Origin of the sequence: Telmatocola sphagniphila, from assembly GCF_018398935.1 — a bacterium.
Classification (GTDB): Bacteria; Planctomycetota; Planctomycetia; order Gemmatales; family Gemmataceae; genus Telmatocola; species Telmatocola sphagniphila.
The window spans coordinates 6,291,797-6,315,651 of the sequence record NZ_CP074694.1 but is presented as its reverse complement, the minus strand read 5'-3'; the positions used below and the strand labels follow the sequence as shown (position 1 = coordinate 6,315,651).

The window sequence follows — 23,855 nt, the reverse complement described above, 5'->3', positions numbered from 1 at the left end:
TGGTGCAAGTGCAATGAAAGCTCATATTGATGAAATAATTCATAAGTTTGAAACATTTAAGAAAAATTTTACCGAAGACGAGTTGGCAGAAGAATTAATCAAATTAATTCCCAACCTAAATCCTACTCAATCCGATTTTGAACTCGAAGCAGAAATTTTCGCTTTCAGGGTTCGGCCCATTACTGGAAAGCAATTGTCAAGATATGGATCAGAGCATTATTATACACCCTTTTCGGAGTATGAAAACAGTCAGTTCCCATCAATCATTGATTTAAATGAAAAATGGATTTCGTATTGGATTAAACGGAGTGAAGATGTTACTCATCCGATATTCAAATACAGATATTCGGATATAGCATGGGACATGATGCCCAGACTTAAAATGAAAGATAATAGAGTCACAAAGACAACCATTCGAGCAGCGATAGATATCGCCAAATCGGATCTGGACGTATATTTGCACACAACTTATGCTCGATTCGAACGATCCATTCAACTCGCAATCCTGACCAAAGAAGATGACCTTCTACAAGAATTATGCTCTACAATTATCGAATTTTACAAATCAAAAGACACTGAGAAGACCTACTATGTTTGGAAGAATCCATATGATCTACTTTTGGAAAGTTCTTGTAAAAGTAAAATTTCAATTGATTCAATTATTGAAATAATAAATAATCTCGAAAATAATCTTGCGAAATACAGGAATCTTTTTCAAGAATATTCTAGTGAGCCCGAAGGTGTAAAATTCGCCGCAACTCGGCTGGCAGAATTTTACAATAAAGCAGCAACTTCGTCAGATGTCACACGCGTTTTGAAGGTATACGCCGATGCTTATATTGAAAAAATAAAAAATCATGATATAAAAGGCATCATAACTACAGCTTGGATGCAGGAGATTCATAAGACCTTACAACAGTATAATTTAAACGATTTGGCAGCCGAAGCAATAAAAATGTATTCTGAGTGTGCAAAAAAAATGTCTATGGAACTACACCCTCTGACTAGCTCGATCCACATTCCTAACGGCGAAATTGAATGTATCATAAAAAACTTCATCGAAGCACCTGGCGATGTGTTTACAAACCTCGCTATACAAGGCTTACCCAATTTTGAGCAGGATCGAAAAGACATCAAAGGATTAGTCGCGCAATTTCCCTTACAGAATCTTGTCACAAAAAAATTAATAGCGAGAGATGGCCGCGAGCAAGGGAGCATCGGAAGTGCCGAAAATGACGAGGGCGGCGCTTTAAAGTCATATTGGAGCATAACCCAACCTGTCAAATATTTTCTCTATAGACAAATTATTGAAGCTTGTATATCTCGAAATCTTATAAATAAAGAAAACTTTTCAGAGTATATACACTCAAATCATTTATTCAGCGAAAATAAAAAGTTACTAACTGAAAGGGCAATCAAATCATACCTAGAGAACGATTGGATTTCAGCATTACATCTGTTTCTTCCTCAGCTCGAATCTGCAATTCGTCTTTTGATAAAATTTTCTGACGGGTATATTATAAAAAAATCGAGAAGTGGAGCATTTCATCTCCGAATACTTGATGACCTTTTGAGAGATCCTATTTTGTTAAATATCTTCAAAAGCGAAGATGAAATATTTTATATGCGATATATTCTTACTGATCAATTAGGTCTTAATGTTCGAAACAGACTATTTCATGGCGATATTTTGCCGAACGAAATAAATCCATACCTCACAGATTGCGTATTTCATATTGGCCTTCTTTTAGCATCTTTACATGCCAAAGAGAAAACAATAGTGTAATTGATTTTTATTCGAAGAATATATATGCCTGCAAAAAACACCTCCTCCCCCTACTTCCCCATCAGCTCCTTCACCACCCCGGCCAATAGCGTCACATCCGCTTTCGAGGTGATGTGATCAATCCGGCTCTGCGGGACCTCCAGCTTCTTCATCGTCGTGGCCGCCGTTTGCCAGAGCTTGTCTTTCTTCTTACCTTCCGCCAGATAGAGCTCCGTCACCAATTCGGAGAGCCGTTGCAGACTCACCTTATCGATGTTCGCGTAGTAATTCTTGATAACCTTCTGCTGGTAGGGGGAGTAATTTTCGAGCATATTGGCGTTTCCCAATAAAAGGAAATTCGATTATTCGATCGGCTTATCGTACTCCGACAGCTGCTTTTGCAGATCGCTCCAGTTCGGCGATGCGGTTCAAAAGAATCCGCAGCACAGCCCGAACTTCCGGCGTTTGGCGAATAAGCCACTCTTCGCTGATAGACTCCATCCCCGAGATAAGATAATTAATTCCCCAGCGCAAGAGCAATTCCAGATAATCTCAAGACGAGGTGTGGGCGGTTACAACATTGAGAAGCCCATTTTTTTGATATTTAGAAGCCCTAACAAAACCTCTCTTTGTAGCAGTATTCAATGGACGAAATGGGGTTTTGTCAGAGCCTCTTAATATTTCTATTTACTCATTTTAAGTATTCTTTTTCTCAAATGTATTAATAATCCCAGTGCTAGAAAGGCACATGAGGTAACAATGAGGTATAATTTGGGATTTCGCTCTGTCGCAATTTTTACAATTTTTTCGCCATAAAATATTGATTGGATGAAATTTTTACTGTATACCGGATAGACCAAATCACCGTACGCAATTTCACCTAACCCATCGAAAGATATATCTTTCGGCTCGCATTTGCAGTTACCTACAACAAGATTTTTTACTGTGATCGAATTGTGTTCAATTAGTATTGAGTTATCATATTGCGAACAGGACACCTCACGAGGCAGAAACTCATTAAATGCAACATCATATGATGATTTTTTGTAAAAAAGAGTACTAGGTGTCGCAATTGCAACTTCGGCTAGAAGAAATTCGGATTTAGTTTTTTCAAATCGAAGGTACAAAGAAACGTCAGCCAATTTTTTATTTGATTCTATTTTTGCAAATACATCTTTCTCTGTTTTATATATTTTACATTTTAATGAATTCTTTATTCTATCTTCAATCATTTCAAGATATTCCGCATATGTGGAATCGCCTTTAAATTCGCGAGTTAAAGTTTGACTAAGGGAACTAATAAATCGCAAATCCAAATATCTTATCGCGCCGCAATCCCCTGTATTTGTTATGCGATGCACAATTCGCTTTCCCGTAAATTGCAAAGATTTGCCTCCAAAATAGTAGCTGGTTTGCCACACTTCTTGCGGCTTAGATATCAGACTGCTATTTTCAAACAAACAATCTTTCCCCACAATCTGTTTTAAACTATATTTATGATTGTATTTTTGACTGTCGTTATTATAAACTTCATACCTATCGTAGTCCATGGTACTGCAATCGGTAAATGCTATATTTTTTAGTTCGGCGTCTTTTTTGAGCATTGACAGAATTTCCGAGCTGGAGTCACTGCCACTATAAGTGATGGATTTAAAGTAGGCCAAAGCTTCGAGTCCCGCTTTTTGAAGTTTGGCAATCTCCTCGGCATTATTACTTTCCGCCCGGCAGCAATTGTAATCGAGCAATAACGCAACTGCTAAGCAAATAAATATTTTCATATAAACACTTTCAGTTGTAAATTTACACCCACAAGTCGAATATTCTATTCGAAGTAAATTCAATATGGGATTAGTTATATATAGTAAAGATTGCTTTATGATCGTTCCCGTTCAACGAGCTAAGATTTGGAACCCAATTTAAGATTGACGACAATAGGGTATCGACCTCCGAATACACCCTCGTAGAGAATCATGATCTGTTGAGTATCGCTCGCTCCGGGCTTAAATTCGAGTCGTATCTTACCTTCCCTTACAGGATCAACCATGGAATCTTCAATTCTCCCGCTCGCGCAGCTGCAGGTAGGGATAATTTCGATGATGGAGACTGAATTCTGCGTTTTGTTCTCGAAACAAACTTCCGCTTCATAATGGTCAGAAATCTTCTTGCATTCTATCTTTGAGACCACCAGCTCTCTAGAGTCACTCTGGCTTGTCGCATCGGTTTTACCATTTAGTAAACTATTTGGCCCGAATGCAAAAAAGAGACCTATCCCCCCAAGCACCACCATCAAGTTCGCAATCGAGTTCATATCTAATACTCCAGCCAACGATTATTATTTGCTGCCGTAACTAAGCAATCCGGCGAAGTCCGAACCTTGATCGGCACTCGATTTCAAAGAATAGATTTCATGCGCTTTTTCGTATGTGGTGGCAATAAAACACAATTCGGCCTTCAGCATATTAAATTCTGACATGCACGATTCATCGCGATTATTCATGGTCAATCTTTTAAATCAAGGCATATATTTCTACTGTTGCTTCTTTGTATGTGATTTAACCGCAATCTTATTTAGTCTGATAATTGTCTGGGAAAGGCTTCAGCATGCATGCAAATTAACTTTGCCTTATTCATCGGTCAAGCCAATTTTAAAAATATTTTCATTTTTTTTCTTATCTTAAGGCATTTAACTTACCGCAACTGCTCCTGCTCTAATTCCAAGCTCATCCTTGGTTTTCAACTTTGAGCTTACGCCAGGCAAATGAATAAGAACCTCTAATAAAACCTCAGTTTGTTCATGGAATACTGCTACAAAAAGGGGTTTTGTTAGAGCCTCTAAGAAACAATTGCTCTGCATTATCTGCGACACTTTTAACCCCCCTTCTTGCTGTTTCCACTTGATGCACGCTACCAACATCCCTGGAGGACACCGTGACTCATTTCGGCAATTATTCCGCTCATCGGATTACTGCATCCAACGCCGTGAACATGAATCTCGAGGTCAGGCTCATGTATGCGGCGATTAGCGATAGCGAGAGCCATACGCGAGTGAATCATGGACCAAACTATATAGCTACGATTTATTGCCGTACTTTGAGCACAGTGAACAATACCAGATGTGACGAGAATATGGCAAAGAAGCGCTTGGCCGCCAGCGTCGGCAATCGATGAAGTGGTTTTTCATCCGGGCATTTTTGAAACTCTACAAATATTAAACGCAATTAGCCTGGAGTGGTTGATCAAAGAGGCGTTTGTTCCAAAAATAAATTGAGATATCCACGATCTTAAAATCCCCCTCCTCACTTCCCCATCAGCTCCTTCACCAGCCCGGCCAACAGAGTCACGTCGGCCTTTGACGTGATGTGATCGATCCGGCTTTGCGGGACCTCCAGCTTCTTCATGGTCGTGGCCGCGGTTTGCCAGAGCTTGTCCTTCTTCTTACCTTCCGCCAGATAGAGTTCCGTCACCAATTCGGAGAGCCGTTGCAGACTCACCTTATCGATGTTCGCGTAGTAATTCTTGATAACCTTCTGTTGGTAGGGGGAGTAATTTTCAAGCATATTGGCGTTTCCCAATAAAAGGAAATTCGATTAATCGATCGGCTTATCCCATTCCGACAACTGCCTTTGCAGATCGCTCCAGTTCAGAGCGAAGCGTTCCGGTCGCGGCGGTTCGATGGCCGCACTTTCGCGGGAGCGTCGAACCTCATTCTGCAACTCAATCAACCAATCCGGCGCTTCGAGGCCCACACCGGTCGGCCGTTCTGCCAGCGGATGCAGCTTTTCCAGAAACTCGTTGATCTTCTCTTTGGAGCCCGACTCGTTACGTGCCTCCTCGATACAGGGCTCTATCAGGGCCGAGAGTTCATCCAGTCGCAACGGCAGCAGGAAGCGTTCTTCCAGGCGATCCCGGATGGTCCGTAGGCGGATGACGTGCTCTGCTTCCAGCCGGGCCAGATCCTCCAGAAGATTATCGGCCAATTTCCGCGTGAAATCTTCAATATTCGCCCGCCATTGCTCGGCGTACTCGGCCTGGCCGCGACGGCATAGCACTTCATGGGCGATGACCAGGGGCCGCATCCGCCAGGCATAACGATCGTAGGCAACTTTCAGCCGCAAAAAGTCCATGAGAACATGGAGATTTTCCCCGTAATCAGACTGCGTCGTCGTCGTGTTGTAATCGCGGAACTCGTCGAAATGTTCCGTCACGGCCTGCAAAACCACCTCCAGATGCTGGCCGGCCCGACGCCGTGAAATCACCCCTTGTTCCAGATCGGTCAGCAGTTTTTCCGGCGGATTTTCCGTGGCATTCTCGGCCAGCGATTCGAGCCAGTTTTCGACGCCCCGTTGAAGGATGCCGCGCAGGTTGCCGTGGTTCATGAAGGCGGGAGTGAAGAGTTCCCGACCGTAGGTCTTGATGAAGGACCGTAAAGCGACCCAGTCTTCCACTCCCTCGATGGCCGAGAGTCGTAGCGTCTGGGAATGCGAAATCCAAAGCTGCAAGAAGGAATCGGCCACTTTGCGCAGTAGCTGACTGACATTGCGAACATTGGAGAGTTTCGATTCTTTTTCCGATTCGGCGGCGACGTCGAGCAGCGTTTCCGAAACTGCCCGTAAGGCCATGCGAAACAGCCGGTCGAATTCGGAAATTTTGCGGCCTTCCGGCGGGCTGTTCTGCTCCATGGAGCGGGCCACCTGCACCAGGTGGAAGGTTTCGCGTACCAGGCCAAAACGGGGGATGCGATCAAGCAGAGTTTCCAGCAGGTGCAGATTCAGCTTGGCCCGGAGCACCTGTTTCGGATGGCCGCCTTCGACCAGCGGGATAAACAGCAGCGGTTCGCCAGAGAGCTTTTCCAACAGACCTGGCAGAGCTGCCCGAATTTTCTGGGGGTCATTGCTCACCAGACAGGTTGAGAGCGGATCTTCCGGCAGATCGGCGGCGGCCAGCAATTGCACCCCCGCGCCCACGGCCACCGTCGTATCGATGGCCATTTCGATCAGCTGGTCTTTCTCCGCCTTTTTGCGATCGTACTCGATGACGTCTTCGACTCCGCCGCTGGGGGGCGAGATCATAATTTCATGCAGAATATCCAGCAATTCTTCGAGTTTCTTGCGCCAGTACCAGGCCGTGTCGAGCCAATCCTTGCAGTGGTGATAGGGGATGGCTTTGCAGATGAGTTCCCCCATCATCTTCAGGAAGCCGAGCCTTCTTTCGAAGAGAACCTGATAGGTTTCCAGGCTGATGTCATCGTCCTCACCGCCGCCGATAATTCCGCCGTCGTCTTCATCCGATGTGGAATCTTTATAGCTGACATCGTCGTAGGCCGAGGAGTAAGTCTCCTCTTTATCGACAGGGGTCGAAGAGACGACGAGATCAGGCACATTCCAGTAATCGCCGGCATTGGCTTCGAGCATCTCGAAGAAGCGTTCGATCAAGGAGCGGCGGGCGGCATCGTCGTTAATGCGCAAGACACCCGCCATCCAGCGGTGGCCCAGTTCGAAGAAGTCGGGTTCGCCGTCGGTTAGCGGCATCGTTTCGGCTTCGTTCAGCCAGGCCATCATCAGACCCATGGACGCCCACCAGTCCTGCTGCTGAATCAAGGCATCGATGACCTGAACGTAGGCGGGTGCCGATTTGAACCGTTCGCGCTGATTTCGCCAGAATCGGAGGGCATTTTGGGTTTTCTTGGGTAGATCGAACTTGTCGGTTTGCCGGCGTTCCTCGGCCCAGAGAGCCAGTGCGGAAGCGACGTGTAAAGCGGCCTCCGAGCGGTCGCCTCCCTTAACCGCGGGCAGATCACTCACTTCGTAGGCCGCGAACTGATCCCACCAGGCGGCAAATTTCTTGATGCCCCGACCGAGCATCGACTGCAGGCTGGTATCGCCGTTGGCCGCCGTGACGGCCAAAGCGGAAGAATAGATCGCCAACTGACGTTGAACGACATCGATCAATTCTTCGTGGCGGGTATCGAAGACCGAATCTTCACGGGCCTGGAAAAGCGGGAATAAGCCTTGGAAACCGAGAATATTCCAGGGATCGGGCAAGGCGCCGCAGTCGATGCCGCGATGAATGAAATCCTCGATTTCGGAAATCAGCAGGTGCGCCCCGGCGGTACGGCCATTGCGAATCTGAAATTCGAGACCGGTCTGACGGATGCGGATTTCGCTGAGAATGCGGATCGAGGCCGTGGGAATGCGGGCGGCATAATCCCGGCTGATGCGCGGATAGCCCATATCGGCGAAGAGCAGTGCCAGTTCCCGATCCTGCAACTGGCCGGCGCGTTCCCGAGCCAGAGTGTGATTGAGATGCTGGCGGATACCGCCGAAAGGCTGACGAAGCTTCTTGGCTTCCTTCTGAAGCCGTTTGGCAAACGTGCCGTTTTGTTTGTCCAGAAGTTGCGCATAAAAGGCGTCACGATAGCGAGCATTCTGAGGCACCAGAATGGCCAGTTTGCTATCCGAATCGTGGCAGGAGGGACCATCCCCGGAGATGCCGGAGGCCATCAGCAGAGTCCCGGCCAGCACGGCCGCCGATTCGAAAAGACGTCCTTCCGAATCTTCGCCGGGATCGGTCGCCCATTGAGCCAGTGCGGAAAGAATATTGGGCCGCACGACAAACCGGCGGTAGTAGCCCGAGCCGTCGATGCAGTGGGGATCCCACTCGCCAAAAAGGTAATTGGGCCGGCGGTTCGAAGGATGAGTATGGTCGTACGGGCGGGGATCCATCGCCAGTTCGTCGAGCCGGTTAATATTGAAACAGGCTTCCCGAAGGATCTCTTCCGGGGTTGAATTCAAAATCTCCAGAGCCTTTTCGACAATTTTCGAATAAGGCCCGGCTCCGACGCCGCTGCCCCGGATATAGAGAGGGATTGGCCGGACTTTTTCATGCTTGTAATAGTCGGTTTGGGCCCGGGTTTCCAGAATGGCCACGGGACGATGGCCGACGAAATCGTTGAGCTTCTGCACGGCCCCCGCGATAATCCGGCTATCCTCGTTCCAGGGACCGCCCTGATTCAAAACCGCTTCACAGACGCGGACCAGAAAGAAGGGCGAGAATAGAATACAGTCCTTTTGATTGGCCAGTAGATCGGAATGGAATTCTTTGTAGTGGACCAGAACCCGGTCGAACGCAAATCGTATGACCGCCCGGGCTTGAATGAGATCTTTGAAGGCCGAGGAACCGGTAGCTTCGAGAGTGGCGGCCTGATCCTGGAGCCAGACTTTCAGACTGTGCCAGGGCGTAACATCCCCATGATCGGCCAGGAACCGATAAGCTTCGTTCAATTGCTGCTGGAACTTCCCGTTAGGCTGTCCATCTGAAAAATTCAAATACCCTAACAGCCCAGCGGGGGGAACCTTTTGACTCAAATCGCCGAACGTGCTCTGCATTCGTTCCGCGTCCTATCTATTTTCGATGAATTCGACTTCTTAATTGTAGGTCGAGAAGGCAATGAATACAGCGCACCCCGGAAGGGAATCTGAAAAGCCCCGTCTTCTGGCAAATAACATTTCGGTGCACAGGCGAATGTTCTAATTCGCCCGGAATTTTATTCCGTTCTGGGGCTTACTCCGGTTCCTACTTCCCGATTTCCCGAGACGGAAAACCGAAAAAAGGGCTCCCCGCGCTCCAATTAATTGGATTTCGGTCCAAACTTGTAAAGTTTGGTTTCCGTCCGAATGTACAGAGCCCCGTCGCCGGGCACGAAAGAGGCGAAAGTCTTCTCCTTCATGTCGGTCTTGTAGAGGATCTTGAACTCTTTTCCGGCCGGTACGAGCAGACCAATCCCTTCTTCGCTGGTCAGGTAAATCTTCCCATCGGCATAGAGTGGTGAGGCCGAGTACTGCCCGGGAATCCGTTCACTGTAGTGCTCCTGACCGGTCTTCGCATCGTAGCAGGTGAGATAGCCCTTATCGGATACCGAATAGAGTTCATCCCCGACGGCGAGGAAGGATGGCGTGTTGGAAACTTGCTTCTTCGACTTCCAGGCAATGTTCGTCTCGGTGACATCCCCGTTGCCGGTCGGTTTGATGGCAAACAATTGAGGGCTCATGAAGCCGGTGGAAACGAACACCAATCCATGAGCATAGGTCGGCCGTTGGCAAAGCGACCAGCCGACATACTTGACGTGCCAGAGTTCTTTTCCCGTGGCCGGGTCGTAACCGGCGGCGATATTACTACCCGGGGCAATAATCTGCTTTTTGCCATTCACATCGATCAATTCGGGCGTGCTAAAGGAAAATCCGAGCGAAGCTTTGATGCTGCGCGGCGTCTTCCAGGCCACTTGTCCCGTTTTTTTATCGAGGGCGGCCAGATACTGCTGATCGGTACCATCGCAGGTGAAAACGAGGAGATTATCGACGAGGATCGGCGAACCGCCGTTGCCATGCTGCGGCTTGAATTTCAGGTCGGTCTGTTTCCAGTAGACGCTGCCGTCCATATTCAGCGCGGCGGTCCCCCAAGGTCCGAAGTGAACGTAAATTTTCTCACCATCGGTGATCGGCGTCGGGCTGGCCCGGCTATTCTTTTTGTGGATTTGATCGTTGAGAGAACCATCGTCATCGATGACCTTTTTCCGCCAGTCCACATTGCCCGTAGCGGCATCGACGCAAAGGGCTTCCAGAGCATAGGTATCTTTTTTCTCACCCTCGGTGGCCGTGGTCAGGTAGAGTTTGCCCTTCCAGAGGATCGGGCTCGACCAGCCGTGGCCGGGAATTTCGGTTTTCCAAGTCACATTAGTGTTTGGGCCCCACTCGGTGGGCAACTTACCGGCATAAATGCCTTTGCCTTGCGGGCCGCGAAACTCGGCCCAGTCTTCGGCATTCACTTTCTGTGCGATTAACGCCAGGCAAATGGTTAAAATCAAACGCATGCGATGAATCCCGCCTTTGGAGTCCTGTGAATCTTGGCTTCCCGACTCATATGATGATATCTGTTACGTGGCGAATGGAAAACAAGTCATGGAAAGTCTACAACCCGGACATATCGTTCAGTTCATGAAACGGTTCAATTTCCGCGGCGGCCGACTGCTGGCACTGAAGCTCCTCAATCGAAAAAACAGCAGCCAGGGCTTATTACTCCTGCGGGTCAAGACCCCCCAGGGCGATAAATGCCGTTTGAAACTGGCGCTGGATGAAGTGTTGGAATACCGGTTTCAACGCCGTCCGTTTGTAGATCGACAGGCACTCACGGAAGTCCGCCTCGGCTATTTCGACGGCGTGTTTTACTTCAACCTCGATGCGTTTGCCGAGGATGGCCCCCCAAAAATCATCGATTTTCGCAACAGCGAAGCCTATATTGCCGCGACCCGCTTCTCCTGGGAAGCCGTTTGAAGATCCGTCTCTCACCTCCATAGAAAGGTTGACCATGCAACTGGCGCACAATGTCTTTTTCAAACTCAAGGATCAATCGCCCGCCCGCGTCGATGAATTGGTGGCGGCCTGCAAAAAATATCTCAACGTTCAACCCGGCATCGTCTTTTTTGCCGCCGGTAAAGTCTGCAAGGAACTCAATCGCGACGTGAACGATCTCGATTGGGACGTCGGCCTGCACCTCATTTTCAAAGACAAGGCTTCCCACGATTCCTACCAAGACGATCCGACTCACATCAAATTCATCGAAGAGCAGAAGCACAACTGGGCGAAAGTCCGCGTTTTTGATTCCCTGGTATAAAGAGACGGCATGTCATTTCTCGCACTCGTTGAAAATAACGATCCCGACCTTTACCGGCTGGCGACTTTCACGCGCGGACCGGAAGGGAAACTGCCGCTGACCGATGAGCTATTGCGGCATGCACCTTCCGGAGATCTCTTCGGCTGGTCGCAGAATGTCGGCATGGGCTGGCAACCGGCTGAACTGGGTCGCAAGGAATTCCTGATCCTTTCGACACATGGCGGCTTACGCGGTCCGGAGGGCCAGCCGATCGCTTTGGGATATCACAGCGGGCACTGGGAAGTCGGTTTACAAGTGCAGGCGGCTGCGGAAGAATTCAAGCGACTCGGCTTCATTCCCTTTGCAGGCGCGGTAACCGATCCCTGTGACGGCCGGACGCAAGGCACTATCGGCATGTTCGATAGCCTGCCGTTCCGCAATGATGCGGCCATGGTCCTACGACGTTTGATGCGCTCGCTCCCCAATCGCTCCGGCGTGCTGGGGGTCGCGACTTGCGATAAAGGCCTTCCCGCCATGATGATGGCCCTGGCCGGGATGCACCATATTCCCACCGTCCTGGTGCCCGGCGGCGTCATGCTGGCCACAAAGGGCCACGAGGATACGGGGAAGGTCCAAACGATTGGGGCACGCTACGCGGCCGGCGAACTGAGCCTCGAAAAAGCGGCGGAGGAGGGCTGCCATACCTGCGGTTCACCAGGCGGCGGCTGTCAGTTTTTGGGCACGGCCGCGACTTCACAGGTTGTCGGCGAAGCCTTGGGGATGTCCATGCCGCATTCGGCCCTTTCCCCCTCCGGCCAATTGATATGGCTGGATATGGCCCGCCGTTCGGCTCGGGCGCTTGCCCATTTGTCGCACCAGAAAATTCCAACCAGCCGCATTCTGACCGAAGCGGCCTTCCGAAACGCCATTACGGTACACGCGGCCTTCGGCGGTTCCACGAATTTGCTTTTGCACGTTCCGGCCGTGGCATTTGCCGCCGGTGTGCCCCGGCCGCGACTCGAAGATTGGCAGGAAATCAATCGGCGAATTCCCCGGATTGTCGATGCCCTACCCAACGGCCCCGTCGGCCATCCGACCATTCAGGTATTTCTGGCCGGGGGTGTGCCGGAAGTGATGTTGCACCTTCGGGATGCGAATTTACTCGACCTGAACTGTCTGACCGCCAGTGGCGAACCACTCGACAAGGTGCTCGATTGGTGGGCGCAATCCGAACGCCGAAAGCGACTGAAAGATCTTCTGGTCACTCAGGACGGCGTAGACCCCGACAACGTGATCATGAGCTTCACCAAAGCCCGGGAGCGGGGCTTCACATCCTCGCTGACTTTTCCGCGCGGCAATCTCTGCCCGGACGGTTCGGTCATCAAATCCACTTCCATTGATGCTTCCGTGGTCGGTACCGATGGCGTCTATCGCCATGTCGGACCGGCCAAGGTGTTCATTCGGGAGAAGGATGCCGTGGCCGCGATCAAGGGGCAAGGTACCCGCAAGATCGAGAAGGGGGATGTGCTGATTCTTTGTGCACGCGGGCCGATGGGCAGCGGCATGGAGGAAACCTATCAGGTCACCAGTGCACTCAAGCATATCAGTTGGGGCAAGCATGTGGCCGTGCTGACCGATGCACGATTCAGTGGCGTTTCCACCGGGGCCTGTATCGGGCACGTTTCGCCGGAAGCTCTGGCGGGTGGCCCCATTGGCAAAGTGCGGGACGGCGATATTGTGCAGATTGAGATTAATCGCACCACGCTGGAGGGGAAGGTCGATCTCATTGGTGATGCGACCGGCAACTTTGGGGCGGAGTGGGGAACGAAAACTCTTGCATCCCGGCCCATGCGGTCCGACTTACAAGCTGACCCTGACCTGCCCGACGACACCAAACTCTGGGCTCTATTGCAGAATGCCAGCGGTGGTGTCTGGGGCGGCTGCGTTTACGACTACCAGGCGATCGAAAAAGCGCTGACGAAGCGTTAGTCCAGTTTCACGATCCAGATATTGCGAAACTGCACGGGATTGCCGTGGTCCTGCAGCATAATGGGACCCGGCTTGGAAGGATCGCCCCCCAGACCGGCGGTAGTGTTGTCCACCGGGATCGTCTGGCCTTCATGGATGAGAACGCCGTTCTGATACACGGTGATCTTGGCCGGTTCCACTTTCTTGCCATCCTTGAAAACCGGTGCCCAGAATTCAATGTCGTAGCTCTGCCAGATACTGGGAGCTTTGCAGGCATTCACCTTGGGTGCGGCCACTTCGTAAATTGCTCCGCAATCGTTCTTTTTGCTCTCGAGAGCATAGCTGTCCAGAACTTGCACTTCGTATCGGCCTTGAACGTAAACGCCGCTGTTGCCGCGCCCCTGCCCTTTATTTTTCGGTTCGTACGGAACGCGGAATTCGACGTGCAGTTTGAAATGTCCGCCGAATTTTTCCTTGGTGATGATGTTGCCGCCCGAAAGAACCTGCATGGCCCCGCCGTCGACCAGTTTCCATTGGGCCGGTTTTTTACCATCCTGATTCAACCACTTATCCAGGCTCTTGCCATCGAATAAAACCGTGGCATTCTGGGGAGGAGGCGTGCTTTCCACATTCTTCTTGTCTTCGGTCTTGAGGATTTTCAAATCCCCGAGATCGCCGTACTGCGCCGAAACCGGGGAGGCTTGGAGGCCGAGGATTAAACCGAGCGTGAGGAGGAAGAGCCGAAACATGCGTATCCCTTTGCGAAGAGGTAAAAAATGGTCCGGAGACCGGTAGGTTCACCGAATGTAGTCGTCCGGATAGTATACTTACTGTTAAATCCCAATCGCAATATTCTGAAGCCTTCCCATGCAAACTCTCACATCGAAAATTGTGCAAGCCCGCTTGCGGGAGCTGGCCGACCCCGTTCTGGCGGAGGGTGCCCAACGTTACTTCAAAACAGGGAAAGGAGAATACGGCGAAGGAGATCGATTTCTGGGACTTCGAGCGGCCCAGATCCACGCGACGGTAAAAGAGCACCGGGAATTGAGCATTCCCGAAGTGGTAAAATTGCTGCAATCTCCTTTTAATGAAGACCGGTTAACGGCGGTACTCATCTGGGTCACTCAAATGCCGAAAGCCCCGGATTCAGTTCAGAAAGTAATCTACGAACTCTATCTGGCCAACACGCACCGCATCAACAGTTGGGGTCTGGTCGATTGCTCGGCTCCAGGTGTGGTCGGTTACTACTTGTTGGATAAGAACCGCAAGCCGGTACATAGATTGGCCCAATCTGAAATTCTCTGGGAACGGCGGATCGCCGTGCTGGCGACATTCACCTGGATTCGCAAGAAAGACTGTGCGGATACTCTGAAAATCTGCGAAGTACTGTTAAAAGATCGGGAAGACCTGATTCACAAGGCGACCGGCTGGATGCTGCGCGAGGTGGGGAAGCGGGATCTCGCTAGTCTGGAGGGCTTTCTCGATGCGCACGCCCGGATCATGCCGCGAACGATGCTGAGATATGCGATCGAGCGAATGAGCCCGGAACGCAGGGGTTATTATTTGAAGTTGAAGGGGAGTTGAGGAGACTCTAGCTTCACCAGGGATTGGCGATCAAATAAGATGTTACTTATGAGTGATTTCCGGAATACCGAGCGTGCAGCATTCATTCGCAAGATTTGCGAAGATCCGTTTAACGATGCGCTCAGACTGATCTAAGCGGATTGGCTGGAAGAACAGGGAGAAGGAATGGAAGAAGTCACAGGTCGCAATCGGAGAATTGTTCTGTTTTATTCTCCTTTCAATTTGACGCCGGTGGGACTAACGGTTACTCTCTGCGCCAGGGATAACCATTAGTTCGACTTGTCGTCTGCGGGCGGCCGAAAGGATTTTTGCAATGCTTCGATTCTCGATCTGCCTCACGGCCTCTTTTTTTCTCTTGGTGTCGTCAGGCTGCTCCAAGCCGACCCACGAATCTCTCATGAAAGATTCGATTGCGAAAATGAAAGAATTGACTGCCGCTCTCCATAACATCACCGATGAAAAATCTTCGCAAGCGGCCGTTTCCCGCATCGACAGTATCGTTGCGGATGTCAACAAATTACAGGATCAGATGAAAGCAATGGCGAAACCTTCCCCGGAGGAGGATAAAGCCCTCCAGGCAAAATACGAGAAGGATTTGAAGGAGGCGTTGAACGGATTGATGGGCGAAGTGCTTCGCGTATCGATGAACCCGACCCTCATGAATCCGATCAAAGCCTCGATGGAGAAGATGAAACGCCAATAACAATTCATGCGATCAAAGCTCTCGACTTCAAAAACTGTGATTCGGGTGCGTACCTTGCGTGCTCGGTCACATATCTCGGGGTAGCCTGTAAAAGTGCGGAGGTGTGTCGAACCGCGAAGTTTCTTGACTCATATCAATAGGCGTTAGTTATGAGCTTCAGAAAGGACAAAACATTTCATCTCAAGTGGCGGGAATGGTTAGCTCGATGTCAGCCTTTATTAGTTCTTTGTGGCATTCCTGAGGACGCTTACGAAACTCAGCAGAATTGGTGGTATTTTCTCGATCATGCCAGCATGAGTAATGGGAAAGAGTCCCACTGGTTTTCATTAGATCAACTCTCTCACGACCAAATCATACGCTTATCCGAATTCCTTGAGCAAGAGTATGGCTCAGAGGAATACCCACCCTTTCTCCTTGAATTGGTTCGCAGCGTTTACCGGAATCATATCTAGGAGCGCGAGAGCAAACGCACAAGCTACATCAAATAGGCCAGATATCATTTTGAAAAAACCACTACATTCTTAACTTCCTTACTTCTTGACTTCTAAAATGTTAATCATCTTCTCTACTTATCTACTTCCCCACTCTATCCGCGAAGTGCCACAAGACGCCTGTAGGGTCCGAAAGGAACAACACGCGAAGTCCCCAAGGCTGCATGGCCGGGGCTTTCGCCGTGATTCCCGGATATTTTCCAGGCAGGTCGATGGCCGTGATGTGAGCCCACCAAGACTCGGTATTCTCTACCATCAAGTGCATCATGAAATTGGCCGAGTGCTGCTCCACGTGAAATTTCTGCAACAAGAAGCGATAGGCACCGACTTGAAACTCCGCAACGCCATCACCTTGCCAATTGAGCTTGAAACCCAAATCCTTGTAAAACTGGATAGAAAGCTCATAATCTTTCGAGGGCACGAAGGCCTTGAGGTCCAGTACTGCACTTGCTTGCATAGGCTTCTTCCGAACAAGAGGGCGAGCATCCGAAATGCTCCACCCGGTTTATCAAAAATCACCAATACCGACCATTGTAAATGGGAGTGATAATTGGGTTCAGTTTTTGACGGTCTCTCGAAAAAACTGATCCAACTCCGACACATCGGCACGCGTTGCAGCGTTAGGTAGCACGACCTTTTCCAGTCGGGCAATCTCGGAATCGATGAACTCGTGCAGCACAGCGATTCTTCCACCGGACTGCTTTTCTCCACTCGTCTTTTTGACCCTTAGTAAATCCAGAATCGCCGATCGCAACGGACCTTCCGACACCAGCGCATCGAACAATTCATCGAACCGAACCGGCACAATACCCCGGCCCTGCTCCAGCCATTGCGCGGCCAGGATTCCCCGGATGGGATACAAGTATTTCTTGTAACTCACCTCTTCGCGCTGGAGGTATTTCAGATTGTGGTTGGGCCCCATACTTCGATAGTGATGGAAACTGGCCATCGGCGAAAAGAATTGCAGAGCCAGTTCCTTCATCCGATCGATAAAGGGGAGATTCTCCCGATAAACAATCGGACTGTAGAGCCATTCCAGGAGCGAAGGATTAGACTTTTGCAGCAGTCCCAACGCCTTGCGAAGATCCCAGCCGACCAGATCGAGATCTTCGGAAGTGATCCGTTCGATGACGTCCCGTTTGTTTTCGACATGGATCGCTAAATACCAATCGAGCGGTCGGACATAAATGAAGCGGACATCGAAATCGCTATCCGGCGAAGCAAAGCCCCACATCCGGCTGCCCGATTCGCAGGCATACAGAATACGAACCTTCTCGCGCTCCTCGATGGCTTCGAGTTCTGTGCGAATCAGTTCGTTCATTTGTTCGGAATCAACTCGCAGCATAACAGGCGGTCTTTACCCCGGATGTAGAGCAGGCCGTGCGAGAGAATGGGGGCCGCCCAGCACGGCGGAACCAGATCGGTCCTCCACCGAGAGACTTCCTTATAGGCTTTGGGGTTCACTTCGAGCAGAATTAGTTCCCCATCTTCCGTCATGCACAGGAAATGATCGTCCACCAGCAGTAGCGAAGATCGGGTCAGGCGTTTTTGAGACCATTGCACCTCCCCGGTTTTCCAATCCACGCAGCGTAATTCCGCTTGCGCTTCGTGCCGGCCGCTCGAGCCATAAACATAGCCGTTGACATGAATGGGGGTGTTCCAGTGGCAGGCCAGGCTCTGCTCGCGGCCTTTCTTCTCATCGCTCCAGATCACTTCCGGCTTATCTTTGCCGACCTTGAGCAAGGCCCCGCCGATTTGGTAGCATTCGGTAATCAGCACTTCATCACCGACGACGACGGGATTGCTGGCGTTCACACTTTCGCGGAACTTGGCTCGCCAGGGGAATTCGAAATGAACTTTGCCATTCTTCGGATTGAAGGCGACCAGCCCGCCGCGAGCAAACATAAAGCCCCAGCGCTCCCCCTGGATGGTCTTAATCACGGGACTGGAGTAGCTTGCCAGTTGATCGGAGGATTTCCATTTCACTTCGCCGGTTTTCTTGTCGAAGGCGACTATCCCGGAGCCATTGCCCTTGGCTTTAAGGTGATCGTTGGGGGGCGCTTCATCGGCACTGCCGCCGACCTGAACAATTAGCAGATCGTCCTCGACGATGGGACAACTGCCGACGCCAAAGAAGTTTTGCAGGACATTGAATTTAGCGGCCGTGTCGACTTTCCAGATCAGTTTCCCATCGGCCACGTTGACGCAGTGTAGCATGCCTTCGGGGCCGTGAATGTAAACGCGGTCTCCATCAACCATCGGCCCACAGCGCGGGCCGGGATCGTAGCCGTAGTAGTCCTGATAGTCGGTGGGGTAGTCGAATTTCCAGAGAAGTTTTCCCGTTTCGCTGGTGCGGCAGGTCAGACGACAGTTCTTTCCGAAGCGATCGAAGTGGAAGAGTCGGCCTTCACTGATGACCACCGGGGCATAGCCGAGCCCCATTTCCACTTCCCAGAGAACCTTCAATCCTTCTTTGGGCCAGTTTTTCAGGATACCTTTTTCGGTGGAAACGCTGTTGGAGCTGGGGCCCAGGAAAATCGGCCAGTCGGAACCGGCTTTTCGTGTGTCGCTCGGTTTGGTATCGGGCGAGGCTTTTTCAGAGTCTTTGGCAACCGGGCCCGAATTGCAGGCACAGCATAAGGCGACTAGAGCAAAAGCCAGACGATTCATGGGAACCCTTTAAATGTTAATCTCGTTTAACCGCAGTGCAGGCTGAGATTCTAGGAGACAGGCACCGAAACCGGGGCCAGTTCCCTCGCATCACGATTCTTAAATGCAGCTAACCGCAGAGCACGCAGAGTACACAGAGAAATACAAGACTCGTGATCACTACGTGTTGAAAATGCTTCGCATTTTCAACTGACTAGAGAATCCGAGAAAACCGCACCCTCAGTCTGATTCTCTCGGTGATCTCTGTGTGCTCTGCGGTTAAATGGCTTTCGATTTAATCACCTACGGAAAGCCACCGAAACCGGGGCCAGTTCCCTCGCATCACGATTCTTAAATGCAGCTAACCGCAGAGTACACAGAGAAATACAAGACTTCAATACACAATACACAATGCTCATGCCTGCTTTGTGTTGAAAATGCTTCGCATTTTCAACTGACTAGAGAATCCGAGAAAACCGCACCCTCAGTCTGATTCCCTCCGTGATCTCTGTGTGCTCTGCGGTTAAATGGCTTTCGATTTAATCACCTACGGAAAGCCACCGAACGAAAGCCAATCAGCCAAGATTCACATAGCCCACTTGTTCACCAACTCCACAAAGAACCGAGTGAAATCTTCTTTGATCGCCGCATCCTTATTGATACTCTGCGACAGATCACGGATTTCCCGAGCCAACGAACCTTCGTTTTTCTTCATGCTCTGCACGGCCGAGACCACCTCGGGAGGACAGGGCATATCCAATTTCCAACTGACCTTATCCCCCTCCCCTTCCTTAACGAAATTGATTCGTTCGGGGAGACCTTTATACAGGCCACCAATGAAATCCCGACTGGGGTGGTAATTTTGCGGCATCTGATCGGGAATGCGATCAACCCCGAGGATCTTCGGTGACAACACGAAAGTCCCGGCCGCCGTCTTGACCTTGGGGTCATTGACCTCACTCACCACGATGGCCAAACCTTCCCTGGGAAATGGATCCATACACCAGAGTACGTATTTACACTCGCCGATGTTGGTGATTTTGACCAGACTCATTTTGTCCATCAGGCCATCGATGGCATCGCCCAATTTCTTGGCATCGGCTGCCCCGGCCCGCAACTGCTCGGCATAGGCCGAGGTGCAATAATCGGCCGCCCGTTCGTAATCCCGGTCTTTGATGGCCTTCAAAAAGTAATCGGCCGCTTCCTTGGGAGTCTTGGCCAGCGGGTTCTTCGTGGCCTTATCCACTACGCTTTGAAGGAGTTTGCGGGCATCTTTATCTTTGTAAAGATGGTAGCCGCCCGCCGCAGCCAGCACCAGCAGCACCAGAAATATCAGCCGTCGCATGGGGTTTACCCTTTCAGGATGGAAGTGTACAAGTTCACGGATGAAGCTTAACTCTGAACGGGAAACAAGGCAAGGATTTAGTATTAGGAACAAATTTGCTTGCTGAAAACACCCGCTAAGCGTTAAGAAAACTAAATGAGTATTCCCCGTTTAGCTATTACGCTCGGCGATGTGGCCGGGATTGGTCCCGAAATTGTCGTAAAAGCCTGGCCGCGGCTGTGCGAGATCGGTGCCCCGGTGGTCTATGGAGACGTCTTTTCGCTGCAAAGGGCGATTCAACAACTCAAAGGTGACTGTCGGGTCGTTGAGGAATCCCACCCGGCGAATCCCCATCAGATTCCTTGCCGACAGTGCACTCGCGAAAATCTCGAATCGGTGCAACTGGGGAAGGTCTGCCGAGAGGCGGGACAGGCCGCGTACGATTTTCTGGTGGCCGGGATCGAAGCGGCCCAGAAAGGAATCATCGACGCGATTGTCACGGCTCCTTTACACAAGGAGGGATTGCGGGCCGCGGATCTTCACTACCCGGGGCACACGGAAATCCTGGCGGAAAAGACAAACACTCCGCACTATGCCATGGTACTCTACGGCGACGATCTGGCGGTGGCCCACGTGACTTTACATTGTGCTTTGAGGGATGTATTTGCGAAATTGAGTACAGAGGCGGTGCTGGAAAAAATCCGGCTGTTGCAGGATCTTCTTCCTCGGTTGGGAAAGAAGCCACCGCGTATCGCCGTGGCCGCCCTGAATCCGCATGGTTCCGATGGTGGACTATTTGGTGATGAGGAAGAGAAGATCATTGCTCCCGCCGTGCGATTGGCCCGGGCGGAAGGAATCGATGCCAGTGGCCCCCACCCCGCCGATACGCTGTTCGTTCTGGCAAACAAGGGAGACTTTGACGGCATTGTGGCCATGTATCACGATGAAGGACACATCGCCATGAAGTTGCGAAGCGGTCCGCGTTGCGTGAATATTACCAGCGGTCTGCCAATTATTCGCACCAGTGTCGCACACGGCACGGCCTACAACATCGCCGGGCAGAATATTGCGGAAGAAGGAAGCCTGATCGCGGCGGCTGAGGTGGCCGTGCTGCTGGTCCAGCATCGATAACGTTGCAAGAAATTCACCGGATTTTTTTCAAGCGTATACAAGCTCCTTGAACGCCTAACTAGGAAAGCTGAATGCGAACAATTCTCTATCTTCTGCGGCACGCCGCCACGGCTAACAATCTGGCTCACCCCGCCTTGCTCCAGGGACGGCGGCAAAATCCCCCGTTGCATTCGGTAGGTGAAATGCAAGCCCGGGTGACGGCGGAATTTCTGGCGGTTCGCCCACTCGATGCCGTGTACTCATCGCCGATGTTGCGAGCTCTGCAGACTGCTCAGATCTTGGCCGCTCCGCACAAAATCAAACCGGTTGCCGTGCAGTCTCTCATCGAATGTGATATTGGCGACTGGGAAGGCCAGAGCTGGGAAGAGATCAAAGAGAACGAGCCGGGTCTTTATGACCGGTTCATGGCTAATCCGGCCGTGCAGGGTTATAAAGGAGGCGAGAACTTTCAGCAGGTCTTGGATCGTACTCGGGGTGCCATCGAGGAGATCATCACTCGCCATGCGGGTAAAGCGGTTCTGGTGGTCAGCCACCATATTGTCAATCGCGTCTACCTGGCGGACTTATTGGGGTTGGGGGCGGCCAAGGCTCGCAAATTCTCCCTGGATAACTGTTCCATCTCCCTGGTCGTGAATGAGAAGGGGAAAACCGGCGTGCAAGTGCTGAATTCGAATTTTCATCTTCAAGGGGTTGCCTGATCTCGCGAGAGCTTACGCTTCAGGCCGTTCCAAAGATTTTTCGCTCCCCACATCTCCCACTACCCGCCAAAAGGAACGCAAATCGCTACATTGGGGAGAGAGAAAAAATTTCTTTTAGGATGAGCGTTATGATTACTACTCCAAGCGGCCTTCAGTATGAAGACGTGGTTGTCGGAACGGGAGCCGAAGCGGTCGCGGGCAAACAGGTCTCCGTACACTACGTAGGCACCTTTGATAACGGCAGCAAATTCGACAGCAGCCGGGACCGCAACCGTCCTTTTGGTTTCCGTCTCGGGGCGGGCATGGTGATTAAAGGCTGGGACGAAGGAGTCGCCGGGATGAAAATCGGCGGTACCCGGAAACTGGTGATTCCCGGTAAACTGGGCTACGGAGCAGCAGGTATCGACGACGTAATTCCGCCGAATGCGACCCTCCACTTCACGATTGAGTTGTTAGGCGTCAGCTGACCCACAACTCTAAGACTTTCGTTTGAGCGAATAGGCATCCTCAAATTCATTAGAAGATGCCGCACTCCTACCGAATGGAATGAACTCGAAAAGCGGTATCGCTGGCCGGGATTTGGCCTCGAATGGAAGATTCCACCGATTAGTGCGGGATTTTTTGCCAAAGCCACCGACAACTGAGCTTAACCACTTGTCGTATCGGGAGAAATTATCTAAAAACATTTGTTCCCGAATTGATAACTCTTGAAGTTCCGAATTGCAAGGAGAGGTCTGCATGGGTGCCCGTCGACGCGGTAGTGGTCGCCGAAAAGTTGGTCGCAAGAAGCGACGTATGCGTTCGCGTATCCGCCATCGCAAATAAGCGGTTTGGCCCTCCGGCTCTATCGGCGGGAAGGCTAGCAACCCGCACCTTTTTGTCTGGTCACTGAAATCCGATAACTTCAGAACGCTTATTTTGCGCGCCCAATTCTAAACCCAATCCCGAGGATTGGTGACAATTTCCGCGATTTTCGCTTCCTCCGAGCCCGGTTCGGGATGGTAGTCGTAGAGATAGCGCACTGTGGGCGGCAGCGACATCAGAATCGATTCCGTTCGCCCGCCGGTCTTCAGGCCGAAAATCGTTCCCCGGTCGTAGATCAGATTGAATTCCACATAACGTCCCCGGCGAAATTCCTGGAAGTAGCGATGCTTCTCGGCATAAGGTAAGTTGCGACGCCGTTCGACTATCGGCCCATACGCTTCTGTGAAGGCGTCCCCGGCGTCCCGGACGAACGCAAAGATTTTTTCCATATCGCCCTGCAGATAATCGAAGAATATTCCACCGATTCCTCGAGCTTCCTTGCGGTGCGGCAGGTAAAAATATTCGTCGCAGTCTTTCTTCATTTTGGCGTAATTCGCGGCGTCCGGATGTTTGTCGCAGACATTCTTGTGCACTTGATGGAAATGCACGGCGTCTTCCTCAAACGGATAATAAGGCGTCAGATCGGCACCGCCGCCGAACCAGGTCATGTCGCCTTTGGTGAGGAAGCGGTAATTGGCGTGAACCGTAGGGACAAACGGATTGCGGGGATGGATTACCAGCGAGACACCAGTTGCGGTAAACTTGGATCCATCGCCGGGGATCTGCTTGGAGAATTCCGGGGTCATTTCCCCGAAAACTTCGGAGAAATTGACGCCCCCTTTTTCGAAGACCTGGCCATCGCCTATGACTCGAGTGCGTCCGCCGCCGCCTCCTTCACGCTTCCAGGTGTCTTCTCGGAATTTGGCTTGGCCATCCAATTGTTCCAACCGGCTGCAAATCCGATCCTGCAGACCCAGAAGATATTCAACGGCTCGTTTATGCATGATAGTATCCCCTCCAATTGACTCGTAGTTTGTTTTATTCACAATGGGGTCGGGGGAAGTTGGGCTTGTCAAAATCGATGCGTAAACTA

At 50.9% G+C, this 23,855-nt stretch carries 22 protein-coding genes; 9 read left to right on the top strand and 13 right to left on the bottom strand.

Features of this window, described 5'->3' with window-relative positions:
- The first annotated feature begins 13 nt into the window (after positions 1 to 13).
- The gene (locus KIH39_RS25265; RefSeq protein WP_213496746.1) at positions 14 to 1,786 is read left to right on the top strand and encodes a DUF4209 domain-containing protein; all 1,773 of its coding nucleotides are present in this window, start codon (positions 14 to 16) and stop codon (positions 1,784 to 1,786) included.
- A 50-nt stretch (positions 1,787 to 1,836) separates the two neighbouring features.
- Here the strand turns inward: KIH39_RS25265 and KIH39_RS25260 are convergent, their stop codons facing one another.
- From KIH39_RS25260 to KIH39_RS25230, 7 genes are all read right to left on the bottom strand, one after another.
- Positions 1,837 to 2,097 (bottom strand): hypothetical protein, encoded by a 261-nt coding sequence (locus KIH39_RS25260; RefSeq protein WP_213496744.1) that lies wholly within the window; start codon positions 2,095 to 2,097, stop codon positions 1,837 to 1,839.
- Positions 2,098 to 2,448: 351 nt separating this feature from the next.
- The gene (locus tag KIH39_RS25255) at positions 2,449 to 3,543 is read right to left on the bottom strand and encodes a hypothetical protein (RefSeq protein WP_213496742.1); all 1,095 of its coding nucleotides are present in this window, start codon (positions 3,541 to 3,543) and stop codon (positions 2,449 to 2,451) included.
- Positions 3,544 to 3,662: 119 nt separating this feature from the next.
- The gene (locus KIH39_RS25250; RefSeq protein ID WP_213496740.1) at positions 3,663 to 4,073 is read right to left on the bottom strand and encodes a DUF1573 domain-containing protein; all 411 of its coding nucleotides are present in this window, start codon (positions 4,071 to 4,073) and stop codon (positions 3,663 to 3,665) included.
- 24 nt (positions 4,074 to 4,097) lie between these two features.
- Positions 4,098 to 4,238 (bottom strand): hypothetical protein, encoded by a 141-nt coding sequence (locus KIH39_RS25245; protein ID WP_213496738.1) that lies wholly within the window; start codon positions 4,236 to 4,238, stop codon positions 4,098 to 4,100.
- Between the two features lie 823 nt (positions 4,239 to 5,061).
- A complete protein-coding gene (locus tag KIH39_RS25240) occupies positions 5,062 to 5,322 on the bottom strand; it encodes a hypothetical protein (protein WP_213496736.1) in 261 nt (86 codons plus the stop codon).
- 30 nt (positions 5,323 to 5,352) lie between these two features.
- Positions 5,353 to 9,150 carry a hypothetical protein gene (locus KIH39_RS25235; RefSeq protein WP_213496735.1) on the bottom strand — a complete coding sequence of 1,266 codons (3,798 nt, stop codon included), beginning with the start codon at positions 9,148 to 9,150 and terminating at the stop codon, positions 5,353 to 5,355.
- Positions 9,151 to 9,392: 242 nt separating this feature from the next.
- Positions 9,393 to 10,631, bottom strand: a complete 1,239-nt coding sequence (locus tag KIH39_RS25230) for a PQQ-binding-like beta-propeller repeat protein (RefSeq protein ID WP_213496733.1) — start codon at positions 10,629 to 10,631, stop codon at positions 9,393 to 9,395.
- A gap of 88 nt (positions 10,632 to 10,719) precedes the next feature.
- Here KIH39_RS25230 and KIH39_RS25225 point away from each other — a divergent pair, with 88 nt between their 5' ends.
- Genes KIH39_RS25225 through KIH39_RS25215 form a run of 3 tightly spaced genes read left to right on the top strand, consistent with a single transcriptional unit; the run spans position 10,720 to position 13,399 of the window.
- Positions 10,720 to 11,091, top strand: a complete 372-nt coding sequence (locus KIH39_RS25225; RefSeq protein ID WP_213496731.1) for a hypothetical protein — start codon at positions 10,720 to 10,722, stop codon at positions 11,089 to 11,091.
- A 34-nt stretch (positions 11,092 to 11,125) separates the two neighbouring features.
- Complete coding sequence (locus KIH39_RS25220) at positions 11,126 to 11,431, top strand: Dabb family protein (RefSeq protein WP_213496729.1); 306 nt, start codon at positions 11,126 to 11,128, stop codon at positions 11,429 to 11,431.
- A 9-nt stretch (positions 11,432 to 11,440) separates the two neighbouring features.
- The gene (locus KIH39_RS25215) at positions 11,441 to 13,399 is read left to right on the top strand and encodes a YjhG/YagF family D-xylonate dehydratase (protein ID WP_213496727.1); all 1,959 of its coding nucleotides are present in this window, start codon (positions 11,441 to 11,443) and stop codon (positions 13,397 to 13,399) included.
- On the opposite strand, the gene KIH39_RS25210 is transcribed toward KIH39_RS25215, so the two are convergent.
- Positions 13,396 to 14,127, bottom strand: a complete 732-nt coding sequence (locus tag KIH39_RS25210) for a 3-keto-disaccharide hydrolase (RefSeq protein WP_213496725.1) — start codon at positions 14,125 to 14,127, stop codon at positions 13,396 to 13,398. The genes KIH39_RS25215 and KIH39_RS25210 overlap by 4 nt on opposite strands.
- Positions 14,128 to 14,245: 118 nt before the next feature.
- Between KIH39_RS25210 and KIH39_RS25205 the strand changes: the two genes are divergently transcribed.
- Positions 14,246 to 14,962, top strand: coding sequence for a DNA alkylation repair protein (locus tag KIH39_RS25205; protein WP_213496723.1), 717 nt, complete (start codon positions 14,246 to 14,248; stop codon positions 14,960 to 14,962).
- Positions 14,963 to 15,359: 397 nt separating this feature from the next.
- Positions 15,360 to 15,665, top strand: coding sequence for a hypothetical protein (locus tag KIH39_RS25200; RefSeq protein ID WP_213496721.1), 306 nt, complete (start codon positions 15,360 to 15,362; stop codon positions 15,663 to 15,665).
- A gap of 573 nt (positions 15,666 to 16,238) precedes the next feature.
- On the opposite strand, the gene KIH39_RS25195 is transcribed toward KIH39_RS25200, so the two are convergent.
- From KIH39_RS25195 to KIH39_RS25180, 4 genes are all read right to left on the bottom strand, one after another.
- Positions 16,239 to 16,613 carry a VOC family protein gene (locus KIH39_RS25195; protein ID WP_213496720.1) on the bottom strand — a complete coding sequence of 125 codons (375 nt, stop codon included), beginning with the start codon at positions 16,611 to 16,613 and terminating at the stop codon, positions 16,239 to 16,241.
- Positions 16,614 to 16,712: 99 nt separating this feature from the next.
- Complete coding sequence (locus KIH39_RS25190; protein ID WP_213496718.1) at positions 16,713 to 17,477, bottom strand: nucleotidyltransferase domain-containing protein; 765 nt, start codon at positions 17,475 to 17,477, stop codon at positions 16,713 to 16,715.
- Entirely contained in the window at positions 17,474 to 18,826 is a 1,353-nt protein-coding gene (locus KIH39_RS25185; RefSeq protein WP_213496716.1) for a PQQ-like beta-propeller repeat protein, read from the bottom strand. The genes KIH39_RS25190 and KIH39_RS25185 overlap by 4 nt, the downstream gene beginning before the upstream one ends.
- A gap of 565 nt (positions 18,827 to 19,391) precedes the next feature.
- Positions 19,392 to 20,150, bottom strand: a complete 759-nt coding sequence (locus KIH39_RS25180; protein WP_213496714.1) for a hypothetical protein — start codon at positions 20,148 to 20,150, stop codon at positions 19,392 to 19,394.
- A gap of 135 nt (positions 20,151 to 20,285) precedes the next feature.
- Between KIH39_RS25180 and pdxA the strand changes: the two genes are divergently transcribed.
- The 3 genes from pdxA to KIH39_RS25165 all read left to right on the top strand — a co-directional run bounded on the left by pdxA (position 20,286) and on the right by KIH39_RS25165 (position 22,425).
- Complete coding sequence (pdxA, locus tag KIH39_RS25175; protein WP_213496712.1) at positions 20,286 to 21,260, top strand: 4-hydroxythreonine-4-phosphate dehydrogenase PdxA; 975 nt, start codon at positions 20,286 to 20,288, stop codon at positions 21,258 to 21,260.
- Positions 21,261 to 21,331: 71 nt separating this feature from the next.
- Complete coding sequence (locus KIH39_RS25170; RefSeq protein WP_213496710.1) at positions 21,332 to 21,958, top strand: histidine phosphatase family protein; 627 nt, start codon at positions 21,332 to 21,334, stop codon at positions 21,956 to 21,958.
- Positions 21,959 to 22,086: 128 nt separating this feature from the next.
- A complete protein-coding gene (locus tag KIH39_RS25165) occupies positions 22,087 to 22,425 on the top strand; it encodes an FKBP-type peptidyl-prolyl cis-trans isomerase (RefSeq protein ID WP_213496708.1) in 339 nt (112 codons plus the stop codon).
- A gap of 465 nt (positions 22,426 to 22,890) precedes the next feature.
- On the opposite strand, the gene hemF is transcribed toward KIH39_RS25165, so the two are convergent.
- Complete coding sequence (gene hemF, locus KIH39_RS25160) at positions 22,891 to 23,766, bottom strand: oxygen-dependent coproporphyrinogen oxidase (RefSeq protein ID WP_213496706.1); 876 nt, start codon at positions 23,764 to 23,766, stop codon at positions 22,891 to 22,893.
- Positions 23,767 to 23,855: the final 89 nt, after the last annotated feature.

Bases quoted from the DNA above. Each gene is read 5' to 3' on its own strand.
- KIH39_RS25235 (WP_213496735.1), bottom strand. From the start codon at position 9,150: ATGCAGAGCACGTTCGGCGATTTGAGTCAAAAGGTTCCCCCCGCTGGG.
- KIH39_RS25185 (WP_213496716.1), bottom strand. From the start codon at position 18,826: ATGAATCGTCTGGCTTTTGCTCTAGTCGCCTTATGCTGTGCCTGCAAT.
- KIH39_RS25180 (WP_213496714.1), bottom strand. From the start codon at position 20,150: ATGCGACGGCTGATATTTCTGGTGCTGCTGGTGCTGGCTGCGGCGGGC.
- KIH39_RS25245 (WP_213496738.1), bottom strand. From the start codon at position 4,238: ATGTCAGAATTTAATATGCTGAAGGCCGAATTGTGTTTTATTGCCACC.
- KIH39_RS25255 (WP_213496742.1), bottom strand. From the start codon at position 3,543: ATGAAAATATTTATTTGCTTAGCAGTTGCGTTATTGCTCGATTACAAT.
- KIH39_RS25215 (WP_213496727.1), top strand. From the start codon at position 11,441: ATGTCATTTCTCGCACTCGTTGAAAATAACGATCCCGACCTTTACCGG.
- pdxA (WP_213496712.1), top strand. From the start codon at position 20,286: ATGAGTATTCCCCGTTTAGCTATTACGCTCGGCGATGTGGCCGGGATT.
- KIH39_RS25240 (WP_213496736.1), bottom strand. From the start codon at position 5,322: ATGCTTGAAAATTACTCCCCCTACCAACAGAAGGTTATCAAGAATTAC.
- KIH39_RS25260 (WP_213496744.1), bottom strand. From the start codon at position 2,097: ATGCTCGAAAATTACTCCCCCTACCAGCAGAAGGTTATCAAGAATTAC.
- KIH39_RS25165 (WP_213496708.1), top strand. From the start codon at position 22,087: ATGATTACTACTCCAAGCGGCCTTCAGTATGAAGACGTGGTTGTCGGA.
- KIH39_RS25220 (WP_213496729.1), top strand. From the start codon at position 11,126: ATGCAACTGGCGCACAATGTCTTTTTCAAACTCAAGGATCAATCGCCC.
- KIH39_RS25230 (WP_213496733.1), bottom strand. From the start codon at position 10,631: ATGCGTTTGATTTTAACCATTTGCCTGGCGTTAATCGCACAGAAAGTG.
- KIH39_RS25170 (WP_213496710.1), top strand. From the start codon at position 21,332: ATGCGAACAATTCTCTATCTTCTGCGGCACGCCGCCACGGCTAACAAT.
- KIH39_RS25250 (WP_213496740.1), bottom strand. From the start codon at position 4,073: ATGAACTCGATTGCGAACTTGATGGTGGTGCTTGGGGGGATAGGTCTC.
- KIH39_RS25225 (WP_213496731.1), top strand. From the start codon at position 10,720: ATGGAAAGTCTACAACCCGGACATATCGTTCAGTTCATGAAACGGTTC.
- KIH39_RS25195 (WP_213496720.1), bottom strand. From the start codon at position 16,613: ATGCAAGCAAGTGCAGTACTGGACCTCAAGGCCTTCGTGCCCTCGAAA.
- KIH39_RS25210 (WP_213496725.1), bottom strand. From the start codon at position 14,127: ATGTTTCGGCTCTTCCTCCTCACGCTCGGTTTAATCCTCGGCCTCCAA.
- KIH39_RS25190 (WP_213496718.1), bottom strand. From the start codon at position 17,477: ATGAACGAACTGATTCGCACAGAACTCGAAGCCATCGAGGAGCGCGAG.
- KIH39_RS25265 (WP_213496746.1), top strand. From the start codon at position 14: ATGAAAGCTCATATTGATGAAATAATTCATAAGTTTGAAACATTTAAG.
- KIH39_RS25200 (WP_213496721.1), top strand. From the start codon at position 15,360: ATGAAAGATTCGATTGCGAAAATGAAAGAATTGACTGCCGCTCTCCAT.
- KIH39_RS25205 (WP_213496723.1), top strand. From the start codon at position 14,246: ATGCAAACTCTCACATCGAAAATTGTGCAAGCCCGCTTGCGGGAGCTG.
- hemF (WP_213496706.1), bottom strand. From the start codon at position 23,766: ATGCATAAACGAGCCGTTGAATATCTTCTGGGTCTGCAGGATCGGATT.